General features: G+C 56.1%; 20 protein-coding genes and 1 pseudogene. 14 read left to right on the top strand and 7 right to left on the bottom strand.

Annotated elements, in window-relative coordinates; translation table 11 throughout:
• Window positions 1–189 precede the first annotated feature (189 nt).
• A pseudogene (locus tag FHS03_RS26100) lies at window positions 190–632 on the top strand (transposase); the annotation flags it as partial.
• 678 nt (window positions 633–1,310) lie between these two features.
• On the opposite strand, the gene FHS03_RS26095 reads toward FHS03_RS26100, so the two are convergent.
• Window positions 1,311–1,619, bottom strand: a complete 309-nt coding sequence (locus FHS03_RS26095) for a helix-turn-helix domain-containing protein (RefSeq protein WP_183443821.1) — start codon at window positions 1,617–1,619, stop codon at window positions 1,311–1,313.
• Window positions 1,620–1,804: 185 nt separating this feature from the next.
• Between FHS03_RS26095 and FHS03_RS26090 the strand changes: the two genes are divergently transcribed.
• From FHS03_RS26090 to FHS03_RS26040, 11 genes are all read left to right on the top strand, one after another.
• The gene (locus tag FHS03_RS26090; protein ID WP_183443820.1) at window positions 1,805–2,014 is read left to right on the top strand and encodes a hypothetical protein; all 210 of its coding nucleotides are present in this window, start codon (window positions 1,805–1,807) and stop codon (window positions 2,012–2,014) included.
• Complete coding sequence (locus tag FHS03_RS26085) at window positions 2,008–2,235, top strand: hypothetical protein (protein ID WP_183443819.1); 228 nt, start codon at window positions 2,008–2,010, stop codon at window positions 2,233–2,235. Before FHS03_RS26090 ends, FHS03_RS26085 begins: the two co-directional genes overlap by 7 nt.
• 67 nt (window positions 2,236–2,302) lie before the next feature.
• Window positions 2,303–2,608: a hypothetical protein gene (locus FHS03_RS26080; protein ID WP_183443818.1), complete on the top strand. Its 306-nt coding sequence runs from the start codon at window positions 2,303–2,305 to the stop codon at window positions 2,606–2,608.
• Window positions 2,609–2,611: 3 nt separating this feature from the next.
• Entirely contained in the window at window positions 2,612–2,698 is an 87-nt protein-coding gene (locus FHS03_RS28695) for a tail virion protein G7P-2 (protein WP_183443833.1), read from the top strand.
• Between the two features lie 270 nt (window positions 2,699–2,968).
• A complete protein-coding gene (locus FHS03_RS26070) occupies window positions 2,969–3,184 on the top strand; it encodes a major coat protein (protein ID WP_183443817.1) in 216 nt (71 codons plus the stop codon).
• A 1,373-nt stretch (window positions 3,185–4,557) separates the two neighbouring features.
• Window positions 4,558–4,887: a DUF5455 family protein gene (locus tag FHS03_RS26065; RefSeq protein WP_183443816.1), complete on the top strand. Its 330-nt coding sequence runs from the start codon at window positions 4,558–4,560 to the stop codon at window positions 4,885–4,887.
• On the top strand, window positions 4,884–5,057 hold the full coding sequence (locus FHS03_RS26060; RefSeq protein ID WP_183443815.1) for a hypothetical protein: 174 nt from the start codon (window positions 4,884–4,886) through the stop codon (window positions 5,055–5,057). Before FHS03_RS26065 ends, FHS03_RS26060 begins: the two co-directional genes overlap by 4 nt.
• Window positions 5,032–6,174, top strand: a complete 1,143-nt coding sequence (locus FHS03_RS26055) for a zonular occludens toxin domain-containing protein (protein ID WP_183443814.1) — start codon at window positions 5,032–5,034, stop codon at window positions 6,172–6,174. The genes FHS03_RS26060 and FHS03_RS26055 overlap by 26 nt, the downstream gene beginning before the upstream one ends.
• Window positions 6,171–7,424, top strand: coding sequence for a type II secretion system protein GspD (locus tag FHS03_RS26050; RefSeq protein ID WP_183443813.1), 1,254 nt, complete (start codon window positions 6,171–6,173; stop codon window positions 7,422–7,424). Before FHS03_RS26055 ends, FHS03_RS26050 begins: the two co-directional genes overlap by 4 nt.
• 30 nt (window positions 7,425–7,454) lie before the next feature.
• Window positions 7,455–7,727, top strand: coding sequence for a hypothetical protein (locus FHS03_RS26045; RefSeq protein ID WP_183443812.1), 273 nt, complete (start codon window positions 7,455–7,457; stop codon window positions 7,725–7,727).
• Window positions 7,728–8,097: 370 nt separating this feature from the next.
• On the top strand, window positions 8,098–8,994 hold the full coding sequence (locus tag FHS03_RS26040) for a rolling circle replication-associated protein (protein WP_229426446.1): 897 nt from the start codon (window positions 8,098–8,100) through the stop codon (window positions 8,992–8,994).
• Between the two features lie 509 nt (window positions 8,995–9,503).
• On the opposite strand, the gene FHS03_RS26035 is transcribed toward FHS03_RS26040, so the two are convergent.
• The 5 genes from FHS03_RS26035 to FHS03_RS26015 form a co-directional block, all read right to left on the bottom strand.
• Window positions 9,504–9,887, bottom strand: coding sequence for a c-type cytochrome (locus FHS03_RS26035; protein ID WP_183443811.1), 384 nt, complete (start codon window positions 9,885–9,887; stop codon window positions 9,504–9,506).
• 123 nt (window positions 9,888–10,010) lie between these two features.
• Entirely contained in the window at window positions 10,011–11,177 is a 1,167-nt protein-coding gene (locus FHS03_RS26030) for a tyrosine-type recombinase/integrase (protein ID WP_183443810.1), read from the bottom strand.
• A gap of 141 nt (window positions 11,178–11,318) precedes the next feature.
• Window positions 11,319–11,627: a hypothetical protein gene (locus FHS03_RS26025; protein WP_221208266.1), complete on the bottom strand. Its 309-nt coding sequence runs from the start codon at window positions 11,625–11,627 to the stop codon at window positions 11,319–11,321.
• Window positions 11,628–11,678: 51 nt separating this feature from the next.
• Window positions 11,679–13,880: an OsmC domain/YcaO domain-containing protein gene (locus tag FHS03_RS26020; RefSeq protein WP_183443809.1), complete on the bottom strand. Its 2,202-nt coding sequence runs from the start codon at window positions 13,878–13,880 to the stop codon at window positions 11,679–11,681.
• 373 nt (window positions 13,881–14,253) lie between these two features.
• Window positions 14,254–15,282: a DAPG hydrolase family protein gene (locus FHS03_RS26015; RefSeq protein ID WP_221208265.1), complete on the bottom strand. Its 1,029-nt coding sequence runs from the start codon at window positions 15,280–15,282 to the stop codon at window positions 14,254–14,256.
• A gap of 248 nt (window positions 15,283–15,530) precedes the next feature.
• Here FHS03_RS26015 and FHS03_RS26010 point away from each other — a divergent pair, with 248 nt between their 5' ends.
• Complete coding sequence (locus tag FHS03_RS26010) at window positions 15,531–16,283, top strand: IclR family transcriptional regulator (protein ID WP_183443808.1); 753 nt, start codon at window positions 15,531–15,533, stop codon at window positions 16,281–16,283.
• A 76-nt stretch (window positions 16,284–16,359) separates the two neighbouring features.
• On the top strand, window positions 16,360–17,628 hold the full coding sequence (locus tag FHS03_RS26005) for an MFS transporter (protein WP_183443807.1): 1,269 nt from the start codon (window positions 16,360–16,362) through the stop codon (window positions 17,626–17,628).
• On the opposite strand, the gene FHS03_RS26000 is transcribed toward FHS03_RS26005, so the two are convergent.
• Complete coding sequence (locus tag FHS03_RS26000) at window positions 17,600–18,484, bottom strand: LysR family transcriptional regulator (protein WP_183443806.1); 885 nt, start codon at window positions 18,482–18,484, stop codon at window positions 17,600–17,602. The two genes, FHS03_RS26005 and FHS03_RS26000, sit on opposite strands and share 29 nt — an antisense overlap.
• Window positions 18,485–18,551 lie beyond the last annotated feature (67 nt).

The following is an 18,551-nucleotide window of genomic DNA, read 5'->3' as shown; positions in this document are numbered from 1 at the left end:
ATTCAGCATTGGGCAATCTGTCGCCCGCCGTCTATGAACGGAAAATGGCAGTGCGTGAACCTATTGTTGTGTCCGAAATTTCTTGACCACCGCAGATGACTCGGGTCCCCCCGCTACCTCGGATCCATTGAGGTAGCCTGACATTTTCGGACACTTCCATTTGATAAACTTGTCAAAGGGAGTGAAAACATGAGATCAACGACATATACACCGGAGTTCCGGGCCGAGGCGGTCAAGCTGGTACTGGCGCAAGGGCTAACGCTGGAAGAAGCCGCACAGCGAATCGCGATCCCCAAAGGGACGCTGGCGAACTGGGTGAGCGCGGCCAAACGCGGCAACGATCCGACCGCGCCACCTGGTAGCCGAAGCGTCGCAGAACTGGAAGCCGAAGTGGCCAGGTTACGCAAAGAGCTGGCAGTCGAACGGATGGAAAAAGACGTGCTAAAAAAGGCCACCGCGTACTTCGCGAGGGAGTCGCTGCCCGGTACGCGTTCATGAAATCGGTGCGGCTCGATTATCCTCTTGGCTTGTTATGCCGCGTTTTTGACGTGTCGCGTAGCGGCTTCTACGCAGCGTTGGAGCGTCAGCCATCGCAGCGTGCGCAGGACGATGAGCGATTGAAGGTCGCGATCAACAGGGGCGGTCACGCCAAAATTCCCTGCTTAATGAAGTCAAAGGCAACTCAAGTACAAAACAGTCATCATCGCCGTGCACGAGAAGCCGCTCTTCGACTACCTGTGCCTGGAACTCAGCCCAGCGTTCGAAGGGGACCGACTGATTACAGTAGAGCTAGGGCGCGCGGACAATGGCGAGTCAGTGGCAAATACTACAGTTAGAGCCTGGAAGCAGGATCTGGCGATTGCAGCGTAGACGTTTGCGCCCCCTCTAGACAGCCCTCAGGCTGGACGGCCGAGTGGTTGAGATGGGGTCTTCATTCCGGTTGCGGCAATCGCGACTTCAAAGTCGAGCAACTGGACTCCGCCAAGCTGGCGAAGGGCCGCTCTTGGCCGTCAGGCGAAGATACTCCGAGCATTAGCTCTCAAAGACAAAGTGACCCGTATTAATGTCATTTTGGATCTTTGGAGGGTCACGGCAGACCCTTCAGGGGGCAGGCAGGTCACGGCTTCCGTGTAGTCGAACTGGAGGTGTCATCACATTGGTGGTAATTCCAGCGACATCTAGTTGTACCTTTTCGGCCGATTTCGAAAGTACCCCAGAATGATGTCGCAAAACACCCTAAAATGATGTCGGCGTACTCTTTGCTTCCTTGAACGCTGTAGCAAGCAGAGAGCGCAGGCTGTGACATAATTTTACATAATATAAAACAAGCAACTTAATCCGCCCGTTGCAATAAAGAGGAGTAGGTCAATTTGTACAAAACCCATTTGTAGTTTGAAGTTTTTTACCTTATGCGCCTGCTCCTCTTGCGCAAAGATTTCAAACGCTTCAGTCGGATCAATTCCGGCATCTTTAGCGATCCTAAGTCCTGTATTCCAATCAGGCATTCGTTCTCCCTTGGCATAACGACTCAATGTAGGCTGGGATACCCCCCATACCTTTGCCACGGCGTTTACAGTCCTGCCCCCAAGCGCTTTCTCTATCAATTCCTGGTAATTCATAGCATTTTCCAATTGGCAATGTTATTCAATTCGGAATACATTTTAGTCATTCCAAACGGAATGAATGTTGCTCCGTTTTGATTAGGTAAACCATAGCACGATTGGATGGTAAACACACTCATTCCATTTGGAATTATCGTGACTTGTCACGCTAAGTACGGTTCTAGAGGGCTAGGGAGGTAGAGATGGCAAATCGAACACTGGACATTGCACAGCCTGAGATTTGGTTGATTCTTGATGGTTTGGAGCGGGAATTGACTAGCGCCAAGGATTTTTGTTCAGGTCTGGCGGTGCTGGTTGGAAGTGAGGCACCGCCTTCTGAGGAGCTTTTGGCCCACTTCACCTCGAGGCGTGACCGTTTGGCATCTTTGATTGAGAAAGTGCGCGAATGGTAGTCCGTGAGTTGATTGATTTGCTAAGCAAGTGCGATCCGGAGGGCACGGTGTCGTTTTCCTTGCCTTGCGATGTGGTCGATGGCACGGAATACGCCGATGGCATCAGCTACGTCTACGTGCCACTCGTGCAGGCTCTCTGGAGTACCGAGGCAATGCAGGCTGGTCGTCTGGCAGATCGGGTTAGCTTCGAAATTCCCTCGCTGAATAAGCGTGACAAGTAACGAAAAATATTTGCGCTGATTGCGCCACCCGTCGCTCTAGCGGGCGACTCTCTTAAAGGAAAAGACCATGAAAAACACTATCCAAATTCTGCACGTTACCCAAGTAGCGGGCCGTTCCAAGAAAACCGGCAACGATTACGACATGCGTATGGCGCAGTGCATCGTTCACAAGACCAACCGTGACACCGGTGCTATTGAGCCGCTGATTGGTGAGCTGGTTCTCCCTGAGCGCTACAAAGACCTGAAACCCGGCACGTATGAGGTCGAATTCGAGGTAGCGATCTCAAACGAGAAGCGCGTGGGTTCTCAGGTCGCCACCATCACCCCTATTGCAGAAGCTAGCGGCAAAACCCCTATGGCTAAGGCGGCCTAAGCCATGTCTTCTATCGCGCCTGAAGTTCTTATCGGTTGCCTGGTCGTGATCTGTTTTGCGCTGGGTTGGATCGCAGGCGGCCAACGATGAAGCTTTTTGGCGCGTTGTTTCCGACGTTGCTGGTGACGGGCCTTTTCGTCGGCATTGTTTATCTGGCGAAGTACATCATCCACCGTTTTTTGGATCACAAATGAATATCGCACAAGCTGTCGCCTGTTGTATGACTGCCTTTGGGCTTGGATATGCCGCTGGTTCACTGCAGCGCATCGTGCGTAGGGCGGTAGAAGTACTCGAATAGCATTTCGCGGGATGGGCCAACCGCGATCTTACTTTTGGCCTTTTACTTCAAGGACTATGACCATGACCAACAAAATCAAACACGGCCTGCTGGCCGTTGCCGCAGCAGTTTCTTCCGGCGCCGCTCTTGCTGACACCGACCCAGGCGTTGCGGCAATTACCGCGCTGAGTTCGACTGCGCAGACCTATATCACTGCTGCATTCGGCGTGGCCGTCCTCGTCGCTGGCGGCTTCTGGGGCATTCGCATGATGAAAAAAGCCTTCAGCAAAGCAGGCTAAGCCACAAGGCATGAAAATGCACGGGGCGTTTATGACGCCCCTTTTTCATTTAAGGGAAGTCATGCGATTTCTTTTTCTACTCCTCGCCTCTCTAGCAGCGACTGATGCGCTTGCAGGTGGGGGCAAGTATATGTTGGCGGGTGGTTTCGGCAATGAGATAGTTTCATTCAACACGTGCGAAGCCCTTTCGCAGCATGTATGGGGTAAGTCACCTAAGAAGCCCTGCGTTAGGATGGATCACGGAACGCCGACCGATGAGTTCGAAGTGAATGTTAACTATTGGGTCTATAACCCAAATAGTTTCACTGATATGCGGACGAACCTAGGGTTTAGATGGGCACCGGATGATTGTCCTGCTCCGCGTTACCAAGGACGCGACCCAGAGAAACCACCTGGTCAACAATGTATTCGCGCTCAATGCGTGAGGGGTGATGAGGCTGGTACTTTTAAAATCCCTACCGCCTACTACGATAAGGCCACCAACAAGATTGTCCAGCGGATGATTCAGGATGGCGCTTTTACGACTCCACCTTCCCCGCGATATTGCATAGATGGTTGCATTGCTGCGGTCGATGTAGTTAATAGTTGCTCTGATTATGATGAGGCAATAGATGGGCGCCTTTGGCTAACGAAGTGCAGCGTTCACATGGTTCAGGTTGATGGTGCGACATGTCGTGGTTCACAAGATGTTGAAGCCAGACCAGCATACACCGGCCCAGCTTTGAACGACCCGACTAATCCGGGCACAGACCCTGGCACCAATCCGGGTACGAATCCGGGTACGAATCCTGGCACTAACCCAGGTACGAATCCTGGCACTAACCCAGGCACGAATCCCGGTACTAACCCGGGTACAAATCCGGGTACTGGTCCAGGCACGAATCCGGGCACTGGTCCAGGGACTAATCCAGGCACTGGTCCGGGCACGAATCCGGGCACGAATCCAGGCAACGGCAACGGTAACGGGAATGGCTCCAATCCGGGTTCCGGCGATACGCAAGCAAGGTGCGGTGCGCCAGGGCAGCCGCCATGTGCGATCAATGAAGCGGGGACGCCTGGTGTAGGAGATACGTTCAAGCCGTTGGTTGATTTGCTTAATGGTCTTGGGCCGGGTCGAGGCAAGGGGCTAGATGATGCGGTCGCAGAGGATGGCAAGGACACGTCCCTTGGCTGGGGCTTACAGATTCCAGGCGGTGCTTGCACAAACCCCACCGTGGGTCTCCCTTTCATCCCTGGGCAATGGACCGTCGATATCTGTAGCCGGATTAGTCTCTTTGCCTTGATGTTCGAGCTGCTGTGGTCCTTCCTGTTTGCCTTCGGCATTATGTCGATGGTATCGAGGGCTACAGCTAAACCTGTTTCGTGAGCTTGCCATGCCTTTACTCGCTACCCTTATCGTAAATCTGTTCGGCGGCATCGTTGCCTTTATCGCGAAGTACATCACTCAGCGCGTCGCCATTACCTTGGCAATAGCGGCGGCAGTCACCGCGCTGTTTGTCGGGCTGTATGCAGCTACGCGGGCCATCATTGCTACTGCCGTTAGTGCTGCCGCAGGAATTGGCCCAATGTTTGGCGCGGGCGTCTCGATGGTGATTTCACCGCACAGCGCGGCCATGTTGTCGGCCTATGTCGTGTTCTGGTCGTTGTGCGAACTGTACAAGTGGAAGGTCAGCATCCTGTCGCTGTGGAGCAAAACGATATGAACGTTTTTTATCGGGAGTTGCTGTTGCTGGGGATTGTGTTCTTTGGCGTGTTGATCTTCATTTGGTGCTTCATTGCGGCCGATCTGCCGGATGACTTCATTGCGAAAGTGAAAGCATCGGCCAATCAGGAAGAGGAGGACTGCGATGGCAGTCTACGCGATCACCGGTAAGCTGGGCAGCGGCAAGGGCAAGGCCGCTATTGACCAGATCCGACGCTATCTGCGTGCAGGAAAACGGGTTGCCACCAACTGCGATGTTTTCCTAGAACATTTGATGCCGGAGCGCGATAAGTCCATCGTTCAACGCATCCCGGATAAGCCGTCGGCGGTTGATCTGTACATGATCGGTAGCGGCAACAGGTATGTGACCTTTGAGCCGATACTGGAACATGATCGGAACGGCATTGTAGCGACCGCGCCGTCGCCGAAGCTGCTAAAGGGCTTTGATGAGGCACACAATGGTGCTCTCGTTCTCGATGAGTGCGGCTCCTGGCTGAACACGCGGAATTTTCAGGACAAGGGTAGGGCGGAGCTTTTGGAGTGGGCGATTCATGCGCGTAAATACGGCTGGGACATCTTCTTCATCATGCAGAATATTTCTCAGGTCGATAAGCAACTGCGAGACAGCCTGCTTGAATACGTGGTGCGGTTGAATCGTCTTGACCGGATGAAGGTGCCGATGGTGAGTGCTGCGCTCAAGCTTCTAACGGCTGGAGCTACTGACGGCAACTTGCCCCGCGTTCACATCGGCGTTGTGCGGCTTGGTTCGCTGCCGGATGGCCTGGTTGCAGATCGGTGGGTGTTTCGCGGCGACGACCTGAATAATGCGTACAACACCACGCAGGTGTTTTCGGACAGCTATCCGCACGGCACACATTCGCTGCTCTCCGCCTGGCATTTGTCGGCCAGAGCGGGTGTGCCATCTTCCTTTGTTGGCCCTGTTCGCCGCCAAAACATTGACGCGGTTTTGATCCGGCCGCGTGCCCTTCCACCAAAACCTGTTTCCAAGCATATGAGTAAATTTCTCGCTATGGCGCTACTGCTCGGCTGCGCCCTCGGCTACGTCGCCTCAAGAATCTATGCACCTGGCCAGCAGTCGGCAGTCGCTGGTGCCGGCGAACCCACCACCTTTGCCGACAGCCCGAAGATTGTTGGCGTCATTCAGGATGGCGGCCGCCAGTCCGTGGTTTTGTCGGATGGCCAGGTTGTGTTTCCAATCCGTTTGCGCAAAGGGCAAAACGGCTTTGAAGCGCAAATTTCGCCAACCGTGTGGGTGAGGGCGCAATGAACAAGAAAATTGCACTGGGGGCCGTTCTGATGGCCTTGGTGGGCGTTGTTGGGGCGAAGCCCGTCACGTTGGATTTCAACGGGGTGCCGGTCGCCACCTTTGCGCAGGCGACATTCAAAGCCCTGCTTCGGCGCGACTACGTGATGGCGCCGGAGCTGCTCGTCGGCGATAAAAAGGTCAGCATAAGTATCTCCAGCATGGACGATTCTCAGGTGCCAGCATTCGTTGAGGGCGTGCTGGAGCAACAGGGCATTTCTGTTTCGGAGAAGGCTGGCGTCTATTACCTCGCCATGGCAAAACCGGCCAAGGAATCTCCTGAGCTACCGCAAGAAAGGCGGACCGTTGCCGATATGGAGCTACCCCGCCTGCAATCCGTCCGTGCCGAGCGTGATCTTCCAATGAAACCCGCTAGCGAAACGCATACGGCCGTGTATAAGCCAGCCAATCGTGGCGGAGATTTTCTTTCCAGTGTGCTGCAGGCGATCTACAGCTCGAAGGCTGTCACTTCGGCTGGGCCAAATGTGGTGCTGACAGGGACGGCATCTGAGGTCGAAAAAATGATGACATTGCTTACTTCCGTGGACACGCTGCCTAAGTTGGTGGACGTGTCCGCTTCGTGGGTTGAGGTGACCGACATCAGCAACGGTAATCGCGGGATTTCAGTAATCGCGAATGTGCTGGGAACTCGGCTTGGTGCGCAACTCGGCTCGGTTACTTCCTCGTCGGCCATCAGCCTGCGCAACACCAATTTTCAACTGGTGATTGACGCGCTGAATACGGATAACCGGTTTAAGCAAATTTCCAACAGTAGGGTGGTCGGGGACGATTACGAAAAGCTGGTACTGATCGTGGGTGACGAGACGCCAACTGTAGGCAGCACTGGCCGAGACAACTCCGGCAACTCGGTGCAAAACATCGTATACCGCCCGTCCGGCGTTATCGTTGACGTTACGCCTAAGGTGCTGGGTAACGGCCGGATAAGGCTCCTTGTGGACGGTCAGATCAGCAACTTTAAGGAAACCGTCACCGGCGTGACCAACTCGCCCACGCTCATTAAACGCCAGGTGAAAACCACGGTAACGATAGCGGATGGTGAGGTACTGCTGATTGGCGGCCTCAACGGCTCGCAGAAATCAGAATCGGCAACGCGTTGGCCGTTCCTGCCTGCGTCCTGGGGTAGCAAGTCGAACAGCGCTTCGAACTCTGATCTGGTGCTTGTGCTAAGCGCCAAGGTCGCCAATGCGGATTAATCGTTACTTGTAACACTAATTGGAGCATTCATGGCACGGCAGATAGAAGATGCGCGAACGGGTGATTTGCTTGATGGTTCGATGCGGCAGCGCGGACGTCCAATAACTGGAAAAGCGATGACCGGAGCGGAACGGCAGGCAGCAAGGCGGGCGAGATTAGCGGTGGGAGGTAAGACCACGTTGACGGTAACGATGTCGTGCGAGGTCGTGGATTTCCTGAGTAAGTTCGTTCGATTTAAAGATTTGAGCAAGGACGATGTGATTGAGGGCTTGATTCGCAAACAGCTGATGCGGAAGCGGTAGAACATGCGTCCCTTGCTGACAGCACGCAGCAAATGCTTGCTTCCACGTGTGTCGCGCGCCAGCGGGCCGGTCTTTCGCTTTAGCGGCCTGATCCCCGTTCAGGGGATCACGACACTGCTTCGCGGCGATCCTCAAGATCGTCCGGCCCGGTTGATTGAGGTGGCGCGGCGGCGCTACCTGGGCGCAGCACGGGGAGCGGCGCGAAGCGCCGCCTAAACTTGTATTAGGGACACTTAAGAACAGAGACAGCAGTAATCGTGGTCGGCGCACTGTCACTCAAGATTTTGGTTTTTGAAACAGGCAAAAAAATGGCTCCAAACCTCGCCAAAGATTTGGAGCCTTCGATACACCTCTCGAACAGGGATACCGAATGTCAGCATTTCATCGTGGTTTGGACGCGGAGTCAATCCATTTATCTCCGTTGTCGCTTGATCTGGTTGAAGAAAAGCCTTCGTATTGGTCGGATGACGGCCATGGCTGGCAGGATGCCTTTGTAGCCCGTAGGCGCGTTTTTCCCGATGGGCAGTGCGAAGTATCGGTCACGAAGGAACGGCACTTTGTAGGGGCTGCATCGCAGCCTAAACCACGTGCTAAGCGTGGCGAGTCTGAAAAGCGTGAGGAGAACGATGACGATGCAGGCCGCCGGGCGAAGAAGAATGTTCGCATGTGCTGCAAAGCCATCGGCGCGGATCGGTTGGTGACGTTGACCTATCGTGAAAATATGATTGACCGCGATCAGGCATTGAAGCACTGGAAGGCATTTTGTCGCCGCCTGGGCAAGCATAAGCAGTTCCACTATGTTGCAGTGATTGAGGAGCAGGCGCGGGGCGCGCTGCACTTTCACGTGGCTGTGCACGGCCGCCAGAATTATGTGCTGCTTCGTTCCATCTGGCAGCGAGTTCTGGGTCTCGGCCCGAAAGGTGAGCAAATGGGGCAAGTGAATGTGCGTGACCCGCATCGCTTCGGCTTCGGGGTGAACGGTGCTCATAAGCTGGCAAGCTACATCGCAAAGTACTGTTCGAAAGAAATGCAGTGCCGTGCGCTCGATCAGAAGCGCTATTTCCGTTCGCGGGGTGTGGTGCTGCCGGAAGTGGATAGCATTCGGCTGAAATGCACATCGATGCTGGGGGCGGTGCAAGCCGCATTCACGATTGCGATGGAGTACGGGCTGGAAGGTATGCAAAGCTGGTGCAATAACGGGCTTGGTGTCGTATGGATTTCTACGTCGCCTGGTGGGCGAAACTCTGAGCCTGAGTGTCCATTTTGACTTTAACGCAACTATTAAATAAATAGGTTATTATTTCCATTTGGAAATGTCATGTGGGTCAACATGGGATTTGGTGAGCTGTTGTCGGTGGTTGAGGCGGAATTTCGTCAGCAGTACTGGCTTATACGAAATTCGCGTGGGACGAATTGGAAGGCGGTAAATCGAACAAGGGTGCTGGCGCAGATGATGTATTTATGTGGCGTGCCTAAGTGGGCAGTAAAGGAGGCGCGGTATTGTCTGCGCTCAAGATTGTGCAAGCGATGTTTGGGGGATGACGTTCGATGTTATGCGGTGTCGGAGCGGTTGAGGCGGGGCGATTTCAAGGTGGAAAGTTGAAAATAGAGAGGGTCGTTAGAGGCGGGTCGAGGTTGCGAGGAAGCTGGTTTTACCTGAACTGGGATCAGTTCGCCATTTGACATAATATAAATTATGCGAACATATGGATGTGGAAGCCGCGCGCGCCGTGCCTTGTGCAAACGAAGATCGAACGGTTCCATCGGTGGTCCAAACTACCGTTTTTTCGAGATCACATCACTCATGTATTGATGCACGTCGCGCAGATCCTTAATTTTCCAGGGATACGGCGCCAGCTTTACGCCGTTCTCTTTCAAAGTTTTGGGAATCAAGTCGCCGTTTGGGCGAAGAATGACTGACGACACAATAACGCCAGGGTAATCGTTGAGCCGTTTTTTGAAGGCGCTTGTCGTCAGATCCGGCGTGGGCGGATTGCTCTTGTTCGCCAATGGCCCAGTGCCTTTGAGGTCGACGCCGTGGCACATCGCACACCGCTGGGTGTAGAGACTTTTTCCGTTGGCATTCTCCGCGAAGGATGGCGACGTTTGAATCAGCGACAAAATTCCTAGTGCGGCGATGCTTAATATTTTCGTTTTCATGTGGTCTTGTTGTGTCGATCGGATCTGAATCGAGGGCCAGCGCCAAAGGTGCCGCTGCAACCCTCAATTCTGGCGCCGGCATTTTATCCGATTGCAAATATTCACGTTTCGGCGCAAAAAGCCTTAAACGATGTTTTTGCCGTTGACGGATGCCAGGATCTCGTCGTGCCGCTCATTGTCCGTTTTATGCAGATAAGCGGCCGTTGTCGCGATGCTCGCGTGGCCGGCAGTCTCCTGCAGCGTCTTCAATTGCACGCCGTTGTTCGCGTGGTTGGTCAGCATGCTGTGACGCAGCCAGTGTGTCGACGCTTGCCGCAAGATCGCGGCCGTATCCGCGTCGCCCAGCGCGGCCGCTGCGCTCGCCGCCTCCTTGAACACGGTCTTCAAAGCATCGGACGCTGCTTCATCGGAAATTCTTACCGGTGTCTTGCTTCGGCTCGACAGCACCAGCGGCGTGGTATCCGCGCGCACGGTCTGCGGCAGCAGCTCAAACGCCTGGCGATACAGCCGGTAGGCGTCGAGCAGATCCGGCGGCACCGGCAGGCGCCGTGGTTTGCCGCCTTTGCCCATCACGTCGAGCCACCAGCGGCCATTGCCTTCGGTGTACACGGCGCCCATATCGGCGCTGACGATTTCATTGAGCCTGGCGCCGGTGTGGGCGTAAGCCAGCAGCAGAAAGCGGTCCCGCGCGCGCTGGCGCAAGGCGGCGGGCGTGATGGCGGCGCGCCGGCTGACCGTTTCAAGGGCCAGGGAGATTGCTTGCTGGGTCAAATAGCGCGTCACACGCTTTACGTGCGGCATTTTGACGTTTTTGACCAAGGCGCCAGGATCGCGCCGCAAATAGCCGGTCTGTTCGGCGAATGCCATCAAGCCCTTGACGGCAATCATGGTCTGGCGCCGGCTGGCGTCGGACAGCGGCCCGCTAAACGGCCGGTAGCGCGGATCGTTGCGCGGCCATTTGGTGCTCGAAATCCAATCCGCTGGCGGCTCTTTTAGAAAATCCTTGTAGGCATTCAGGTCGGCCACGGTCAGCATGCGCAGCGTTTTGCCGGCTTCTTCCCGGCACCAGGTCAGAAAGCGAAATAGCTCTTTTTGTGTATTGGCGATCGATTTGGGACCGAGTTCGCCGTGGCCAATGAATTCCCGGGCAATTTCACTGTCCGTTAAAGCGTCGGTAATGGCATCATCGGCAATATCGCGCAGACCGGTCAAATTGCCCTGGCGCCGCTCGCCTTCGCCGAATGTGGCCGCCGTGGCTGGTTCCAGGTCGATCAGTGCAAATTTCTTCATCGAGGGCTGAGAGCAAATACTGTTTATTTGAACAGTGAATTATACAGTATTCCATACAGTTACTTAACTCGACAATATAAGGAGTAATCTCGACTGAAATATTTGGCCGTCGCCGGCTTTTAGCTATGTTTTCCCGGCGTCTTAAACGCCAAGTTCGAGTATGTAATGTCCTACGACATTCCGTTCCCGCTTGTTCGCTATAACCACCAGATAAGTATCGTCCTTTGGGACGGGAATGCCGATGTGCTGGTATTTTGTGTCCGGCGTCTCGTAAATGTGAGCGACCCTCCACTCCCAAGCCGTACAGCTGTGATACGCGTCTTCGATAACCTGATCCGCATAAGCCCACAGATCCACCACCTCCTCCGCACTCTCCGTGACATTGACCATGTTCGGATACAGCGTTTCGCGGTATTCCTCGTTCGACAGCAGCTTAGGATTCATATTCATTGGAAGTGTTGTTTGAATGGCCGGACCCCTGCCCGGCCATAACGTTTGGCCTTAGCGCGCTGCCGCCGCTTTGGCCCGAGCCACGTGCAATTTCTTGTAGCTGTCGATTTTGCGCTGGTGCCTGTCCAGGCCTTCCAGTTTCATGCTGGTTGGCGTCAAGCCGAAGAAGCGCACACTGCCCTCCACCGACCCGATCACCGCATCCATCCGCGCATCGCCGAACATACGGCGGAAGTTGACGACGTAATCGTCCAACTCCAGGTCGTCATCCAGCATCACTTCCAGCACCACATTCAACGCTTGGTAGAACAATCCGCGCTCGACCGAGTTGTCGTTGTATTGCAGGAAGGCCCCCACCAGTTCATGCGCCTCTTCAAACTGCTCCAAGGCGAGATGAATCAACAGTTTCAGTTCCAGAACCGTCAGCTGGCCCCAATCCGTATTCTCGTCGAATTCGATGCCGATCAAGGTGGCGATGTCGCTGTACTCATCCAGCTCGTTGTTCTCCAGGCGTTCCAGCAGCGATTCCAGGCTGTCATCATCCAGACGATGCAAGTTCAGGATATCGGAGCGGAACAGCAGCGCCTTATTGGTGTTATCCCAGATCAGGTCTTCTACTGGATACACTTCCGAATAGCCCGGCACCAGGATGCGGCAGGCCGTGGCGCCTAATTCGTCGTACACCGCCATATAGGATTCCTTGCCCATCTCTTTGAGAATGCCGAACAGAGTTGCGGCTTCCTCGGCATTGGAGTTTTCGCCCTGGCCGGAGAAATCCCACTCAACGAAATCGTAATCGGATTTGGCGCTGAAGAAGCGCCACGACACGATGCCGCTGGAATCGATGAAGTGTTCGACGAAGTTATTCGGCTCCGTCACGGCGTTGCTGACGAAGGTTGGCCGTGGCAAATCGTTCAGTCCCTCGAAACTACGGCCCTGCAGCAATTCCGTCAGGCTGCGTTCCAGCGCCACTTCAAAACTTGGGTGCGCGCCGAACGAGGCGAACACGCCGCCCGTGCGCGGATTCATCAAGGTGACGCACATCACTGGGTAAATGCCGCCCAGCGACGCATCCTTTACCAGCACCGGGAAGCCCTGCTCTTCCAGGCCCTGGATGCCGGCCAGAATGCCGGGATATTTCGCCAGCACTTCCTGCGGCACCTCCGGCAAGGCGATTTCACCTTCCAGAATTTCCCGTTTCACCGCCCTTTCGAAAATCTCCGACAGGCATTGCACCTGCGCTTCGGCCAGCGTATTGCCGGCGCTCATGCCATTGCTGACGAACAGGTTTTCCACCAGATTGGTCGGGAAATACACCACTTCGCCGTCCGACTGGCGCACATAGGGCAGCGAGCAGATGCCGCGCTCCACATTGCCGGAATTGGTGTCGTACAGGTGCGAGCCGCGCAATTCGCCGTCGGGATCGTAGACTTCCCGGCTGTACTCATCGAGGATTTCAGCCGGCAGCGCATCTTTGAGACCAGGCTTGAACCAGCGCTCGTTCGGGTAATGCACGAACGCCGCGTTGGCGATGTCTTCGCCCCAGAATTCGCCGGCATAGAAGTGGTTGCAGCTCAGACGCTCGATATACTCGCCCAGGGCCGACGCCAAAGCGCTTTCCTTGGTCGCGCCCTTGCCATTGGTGAAGCACATCGGCGAGTGCGCATCGCGGATGTGCAGCGACCACACATTGGGAATGATATTGCGCCAGGAAGCGATTTCAATCTTGATGCCCAGGCCAGCCAGCAGGCCCGACATATTGGCGATAGTCTGCTCCAACGGCAGATCCTTGCCCAGGATATAGGTGCTCGCCTCGGCGGACGGACTCATGGTCAGCAGCGCCTGGGCGTCGGCGTCCAAGTTCTCGACCTCTTCAATGATGAACTCGGGGCCGGTCTGCACCACCTTTTTCACGGTGCAGCGGTCGATGGAGCGCAAGATGCCTTCGCGGTCCTTGGCGGAGATGTCGGCCGGCAATTCGACCTGGATCTTGAAAATCTGCTGGTAGCGGTTTTCCGGATCGACAATATTGTTCTGCGACAGGCGGATGTTTTCGGTCGGAATATTGCGAGTTACGCAATACAACTTCACGAAGTAAGCCGCGCACAAGGCTGATGAAGCCAGGAAGTAATCGAACGGACCAGGCGCCGAGCCGTCGCCCTTGTAGCGGATGGGCTGGTCGGCGATCACGGTGAAGTCGTCGAACTTGGCCTCCAGGCGAAGCTTATCGAGAAAGTTGACCTTAATTTCCATGGGGGAGTTCCAAATAGTGCTCAAAAATGAATTGGGCACTATTATCCGGGTTTTTAGCCATGGGGCAAAGACTGTTGAAGCGGCCGCGCTAGGAGGTGATAGGCTTGGCCTTGGCCTCAGACGTGCCCTTCGCCGCAATACGTTGCAGCGTTCTTTCGAGCGCGGCAGTGTCCGGATAGATGCGAACACTGGTGATGCAGCCCCAGCGGATCTCGATGAGATTGACGCCTTCGGCAAAGCGCGGCGGGCGGCAAGACTGCGTGACGCCTCCCCTGCTTAACCTCGGTGTGCGGAGCGTAAGCTTGCCATGCCCATTCTTCTTTGCGACTGACCTAATTGCTGCGCTCAAGGGCGCGGACTTTGCTCCAGAAAATTAGCTGTTAGGGTTGTTTTCTTTGTAGATGTCGGCCAGGAATTTACCCAGGCAGGTGAACTCCGTCATGTCGTGCAGCGCCATCTCGTAAGCGAAGTTTTCCAGCGCCGCCTTGTCCAGCCCCATCTTCCTCGTCAAAGCCTTCGACTTGCTTGCGCCGCCTGGGAACTTCTTGAAGCGATCGAACGAATCGTGGGCGCCGATCCAGTAGCGGTTGATCATTTCCAGGCCGGCCGGAGTGTCGCGGGCCAAGTGGATCATCAGCACCAATGGGGTATCCGGTGCATCCCACGGCGAGATGATGCCGCTGGCGTTGAAGGTGAAGCCTTCTTTCTCGATCAGGGCCTTGTCCACGCCGAAAGCGCTTGGGTCATCGAAGCTGATGACGCCGTCGAGGAACATATTGCCGATGTATTCGGTGATGTGGTTGGGGTTGCCGTACAGGCGCTCGCCGTAGGTCAGACTGGTGTCGGCCAGACGCTTGGGATCTTTCACCGAATTGTGAATATGGGCGTAGGGGAACCACAACATGTAGCGCTCGCTTTCCAGCGGGTGCCAGCAGAACCACCATTCGAACATCTTGGCGGTAACACCCGGGAAGACGTGGCGGCTTTGCGCGTAGGCCAGCGGACCTTCTTCAACCAGGGCATACCCCGAAACCGGCGCTTGCTCGAAGGTCTGCATCACATTTTTCAGACCATCGACAGTCGGTGGCATGACCCACTCTTTGGGCAGCGGGCCTTTTTCCAGCGCTTCAACCATCTCGACGGGCACCACCAGGTCTTTCTGGAAGTACTTGGCGTATGGCTTGGCCTGCACCAGTTTTTTGTTGATCGGCCAGCGCTTTTGCATTGCAACCTGGAAGTAGGTAACCAGCGTTTTCTCTCCCGGCTGAACGGTGCTGTTTGCAGTGGCCGTCGCGGCCACCAGTTTGCCTGGTAAACCGGCCGTCAACATGGCACCGGCGGCTAGCAGTGGCGTGGTGGTTAGCAGTTTTCTACGTGAAATCATGCTCATTTTCTTATCCAATCTTGGGTTGAAATTGCGACCGCTGGTCGCTCATGGTTATTCCGCACTGTTTGCCCATCAGCCAGTCCCACCAATAATCCGATTAGCGGAACAATGAACCGAATAACGGAACAAGTGTAGAAACAAAAAAAATCCATGTCAACGAAATCCGCCCTTTTTGATCGTCAATCGGACATTTGTTCCGTACAATGGAATAGCTGGAACATGCCTTCCCTGGGATACGCGCGCTTTATAGATGAAATTACAAGATGACTGAAGACAATGAAGGAAATAACGGAAAGCAAGTGATCGCACGCGCAGCGGCGGTCTTACGCGCCCTGGAAAATCAGGCTGGGGGATTAAGTCTGGCGCAGATTGCCAAGAGCGCGGATCTTCCGCGCACCACGGTCCACCGTATCGTTGCCGCTTTAGAGGCGCAGCAGCTGGTCGCCAGCGGTAAGGGTGGCGTGAAGCTGGGGCCTGCGATCGTGCGTCTTGCCGCATCGGCCCATACTGACGTCGTCACCGTCATACGCCCATATGCCGAGGCCCTTGGCCGCCGTACCCGGGAGACGGTAGATGTCTGCGTCTATCGGGGCTTACACGCCGTATCGGTGGACCAATATGCTTCGGATCGGGAGTTGCGCGTGGTGTCCGCCATCGGAACAGCGTATCCGATTCACTGCACCGCGCATGGTAAGGCCCTGCTTGCCGACCTGCCTTACGAAACGGTCGCAGGACTTTTCGACGGTCAGCTTGAACAGCGCACGCCGAACACCATCACAGATATCGGCCGCTTGCATGCCGAGCTCGATGCGATCCGGGAGATTGGTTACGGCGTCGATACCGAGGAACACGCTTTGGGTGTCTGCGGTATTGGCGTCACGCTTAACACCGGCATGACTGAACGGTACGCTATTTCCCTGGGCGTGCCCGCACAACGGTTCGCTGAGCACAAAAGCGCCCTGCTTTCCGCGTTAATGCAGTGCAAAGCAGAAGTCGAGGCGATCATCGGCGCCTGAGCAAATGGGCGGTGCCCAGCGAACTTGATAATTTCTCAATATACTAATGCGTTTCACCGGTGTCCCGCATTAATATATGGATAACATGCAATCGCCCGCTTCCGCACTGGCCAACGGCAAAAGCGGCAGCTTAGGCGCCCTGCTCGCGACCGTTTTGCTGCCCTTTGCTTTGGGCCATTTCATCTCCTACCTGTACCGCGTAATCAATGCGGTCGTGTATCCCGACCTGGCGCGCGACCTGGGTCTGGCCGCCGACAGCATCGGCCTGCTCACCGGCGCCTATTTCCTGACTTTCGCGGCGGCCCAACTCCCCATTGGCGTGGCGCTCGACCGCTATGGGCCACGCCGCGTGCAGGCGCCGATGCTGCTGTTGGCCGCGGGCGGCGCCGTGCTGTTCGCGCAAGCCCAAAGCGTGGAGCAGCTGGTGCTGGCGCGTGGTCTGATCGGCCTGGGCGTGGCCGGTTCGTTGATGGCATCGATCAAGGCCAGTTCGCTCTGGCTGCCGCCGGAACGCTTGCCCCTGGCCACGGCGTTGCTGCTGTCGGTTGGCGGCATGGGCGCGATGGCCTCGACCGCGCCCTTGCAAGCCGCGCTGCAATACACGCAATGGCGCGGCGCCTTCTTGGCGCTGGCCATCGGCACATTGCTGGTCAGCGCCATTATTTACTTTGTGGTGCCGGAGCATGGCCGCAAGCAGCCCAGCAAATTGCGCGATATGGCGGCCGCCGTACGTGATCTGTATTCTTCCTGGTCGTTCTGGCGCCTGGCGCTGTATTCCATCGTGGCCCACGCCACATATATGGCGGTGCAAAGCCTGTGGATGGGGTCCTGGCTGCGCGATATGGCCCATCTGGACCGTTCCGAGGTGGCCAATGTGCTGTTGGCGGGCGCCATGGCCATGGTGGCCGGCTCGCTGTTTTTCGGCTGGTTGACCGATTATCTGGGCAAATTCGGCATCAAGCCGCTGCTGGTGTGCGGCTGCGGCATCTGGGTCTTTGTCGCGGTGCAGCTGATGATGGCCGGCGGCGTGAACCTGAATCCCTATGTGGCGGCGGTCGGTTTCAGCTTTTTCGGCACGGCGACAACCATGAACTACGCCATCGTGGCGCAAAGTGTGCCGTCCCACCTGACGGGCCGCGTCAGCACCTCCTTCAATCTGCTGGTTTTCCTGTTGGCCTTCGTGGTGCAATGGAGCATGGGGCTGATCATCAATTTGTGGACGCCCGAGCGCGGCGCGTATCCGGCGCCGGCCTATCACTATGCATTCGGCATTATCGTGGCGCTGCAGATTCCCGGCATGCTTTTGTGGCTGAGCTTTAAGCCATGGCGGCGCGCATGCCTTTGACCAGCGCGTCGAAAACGGTGCGGCAACGCGTGTTCTCGCGCAGGTCTGCATGCATCGCCACCCAGGTCGTCATCGGCATATTCATCAACCTGGGCAGCACGCGCACCAGATTGCTGTTACGCGAGGCCAGACCGGCCTGGTAGACGCCGATCCCCGCACCGGCGCGGACCAGGGCCATTTGTGCCAGGTTACTGTCGCAGCGGTAGGCGAAATGATCACGTGACCATGCGCCAAGCTCGGAGCGGGCCGCGCGCAGGAAGGCCGTTTCCACATCGAAGCCGATCAGGCTGTGGTCCGCCAGGTCCGCCATCTTTTTCGGAGCGCCCTGCCGCGCCAGATAATCCCTGTGGGCAAACAGGCCCAGCGTGAGGTCGCCGATACGCTGCGCCAGGAGCACGTCCTGCTGCGGACGCGTCATGCGCACGGCGATATCGACTTCGCGCCCCACCAGGTCCTGCACCGCGTCGCTCAGCACCAGTTCAATCGCCAGTTCCGGATACGCGGCGCGCAGAGGCGCCACAATGGCAGGCAGGATTTCCACGCCAACCACTTCGCTTGCCGCAATACGCACGGCGCCGCGCACCTCCTTATGACCGTGGGCGCTGCGTTCGATGGAGGCGGCCACGTGCTGCATCTCTTCCAGATGTACGCGCAACTGCAGCGCCGCGTCCGTCGGCTGCAGGCCGGTTTGCGAACGGGTAAACAAGGCCAGTCCCAAGCCCTGCTCCAGTTCCGCAATATGGCGACCAACGGTGGGCTGGGTCAGACCGAGCGCGCGCGCGGCGCCGGACAGCGATCTCGCTTTCAGCACGTGCAGGAAGGTTCGATAAAGGTCCCAGGAGATAGATAATGTCATACAAATTTGTATAGCAACGATAGATATTTAGCGAATTTTCATTTAATCCGAGTTTGCCCATAATTCT

It is taken from the genome of Pseudoduganella violacea (assembly GCF_014191875.1).
Classification (GTDB): Bacteria; Pseudomonadota; Gammaproteobacteria; order Burkholderiales; family Burkholderiaceae_D; genus Rugamonas; species Rugamonas violacea_A.
The sequence above is the reverse complement of the archived record's forward strand: the minus strand, read 5'-3'. Positions and strand labels throughout refer to the sequence as shown.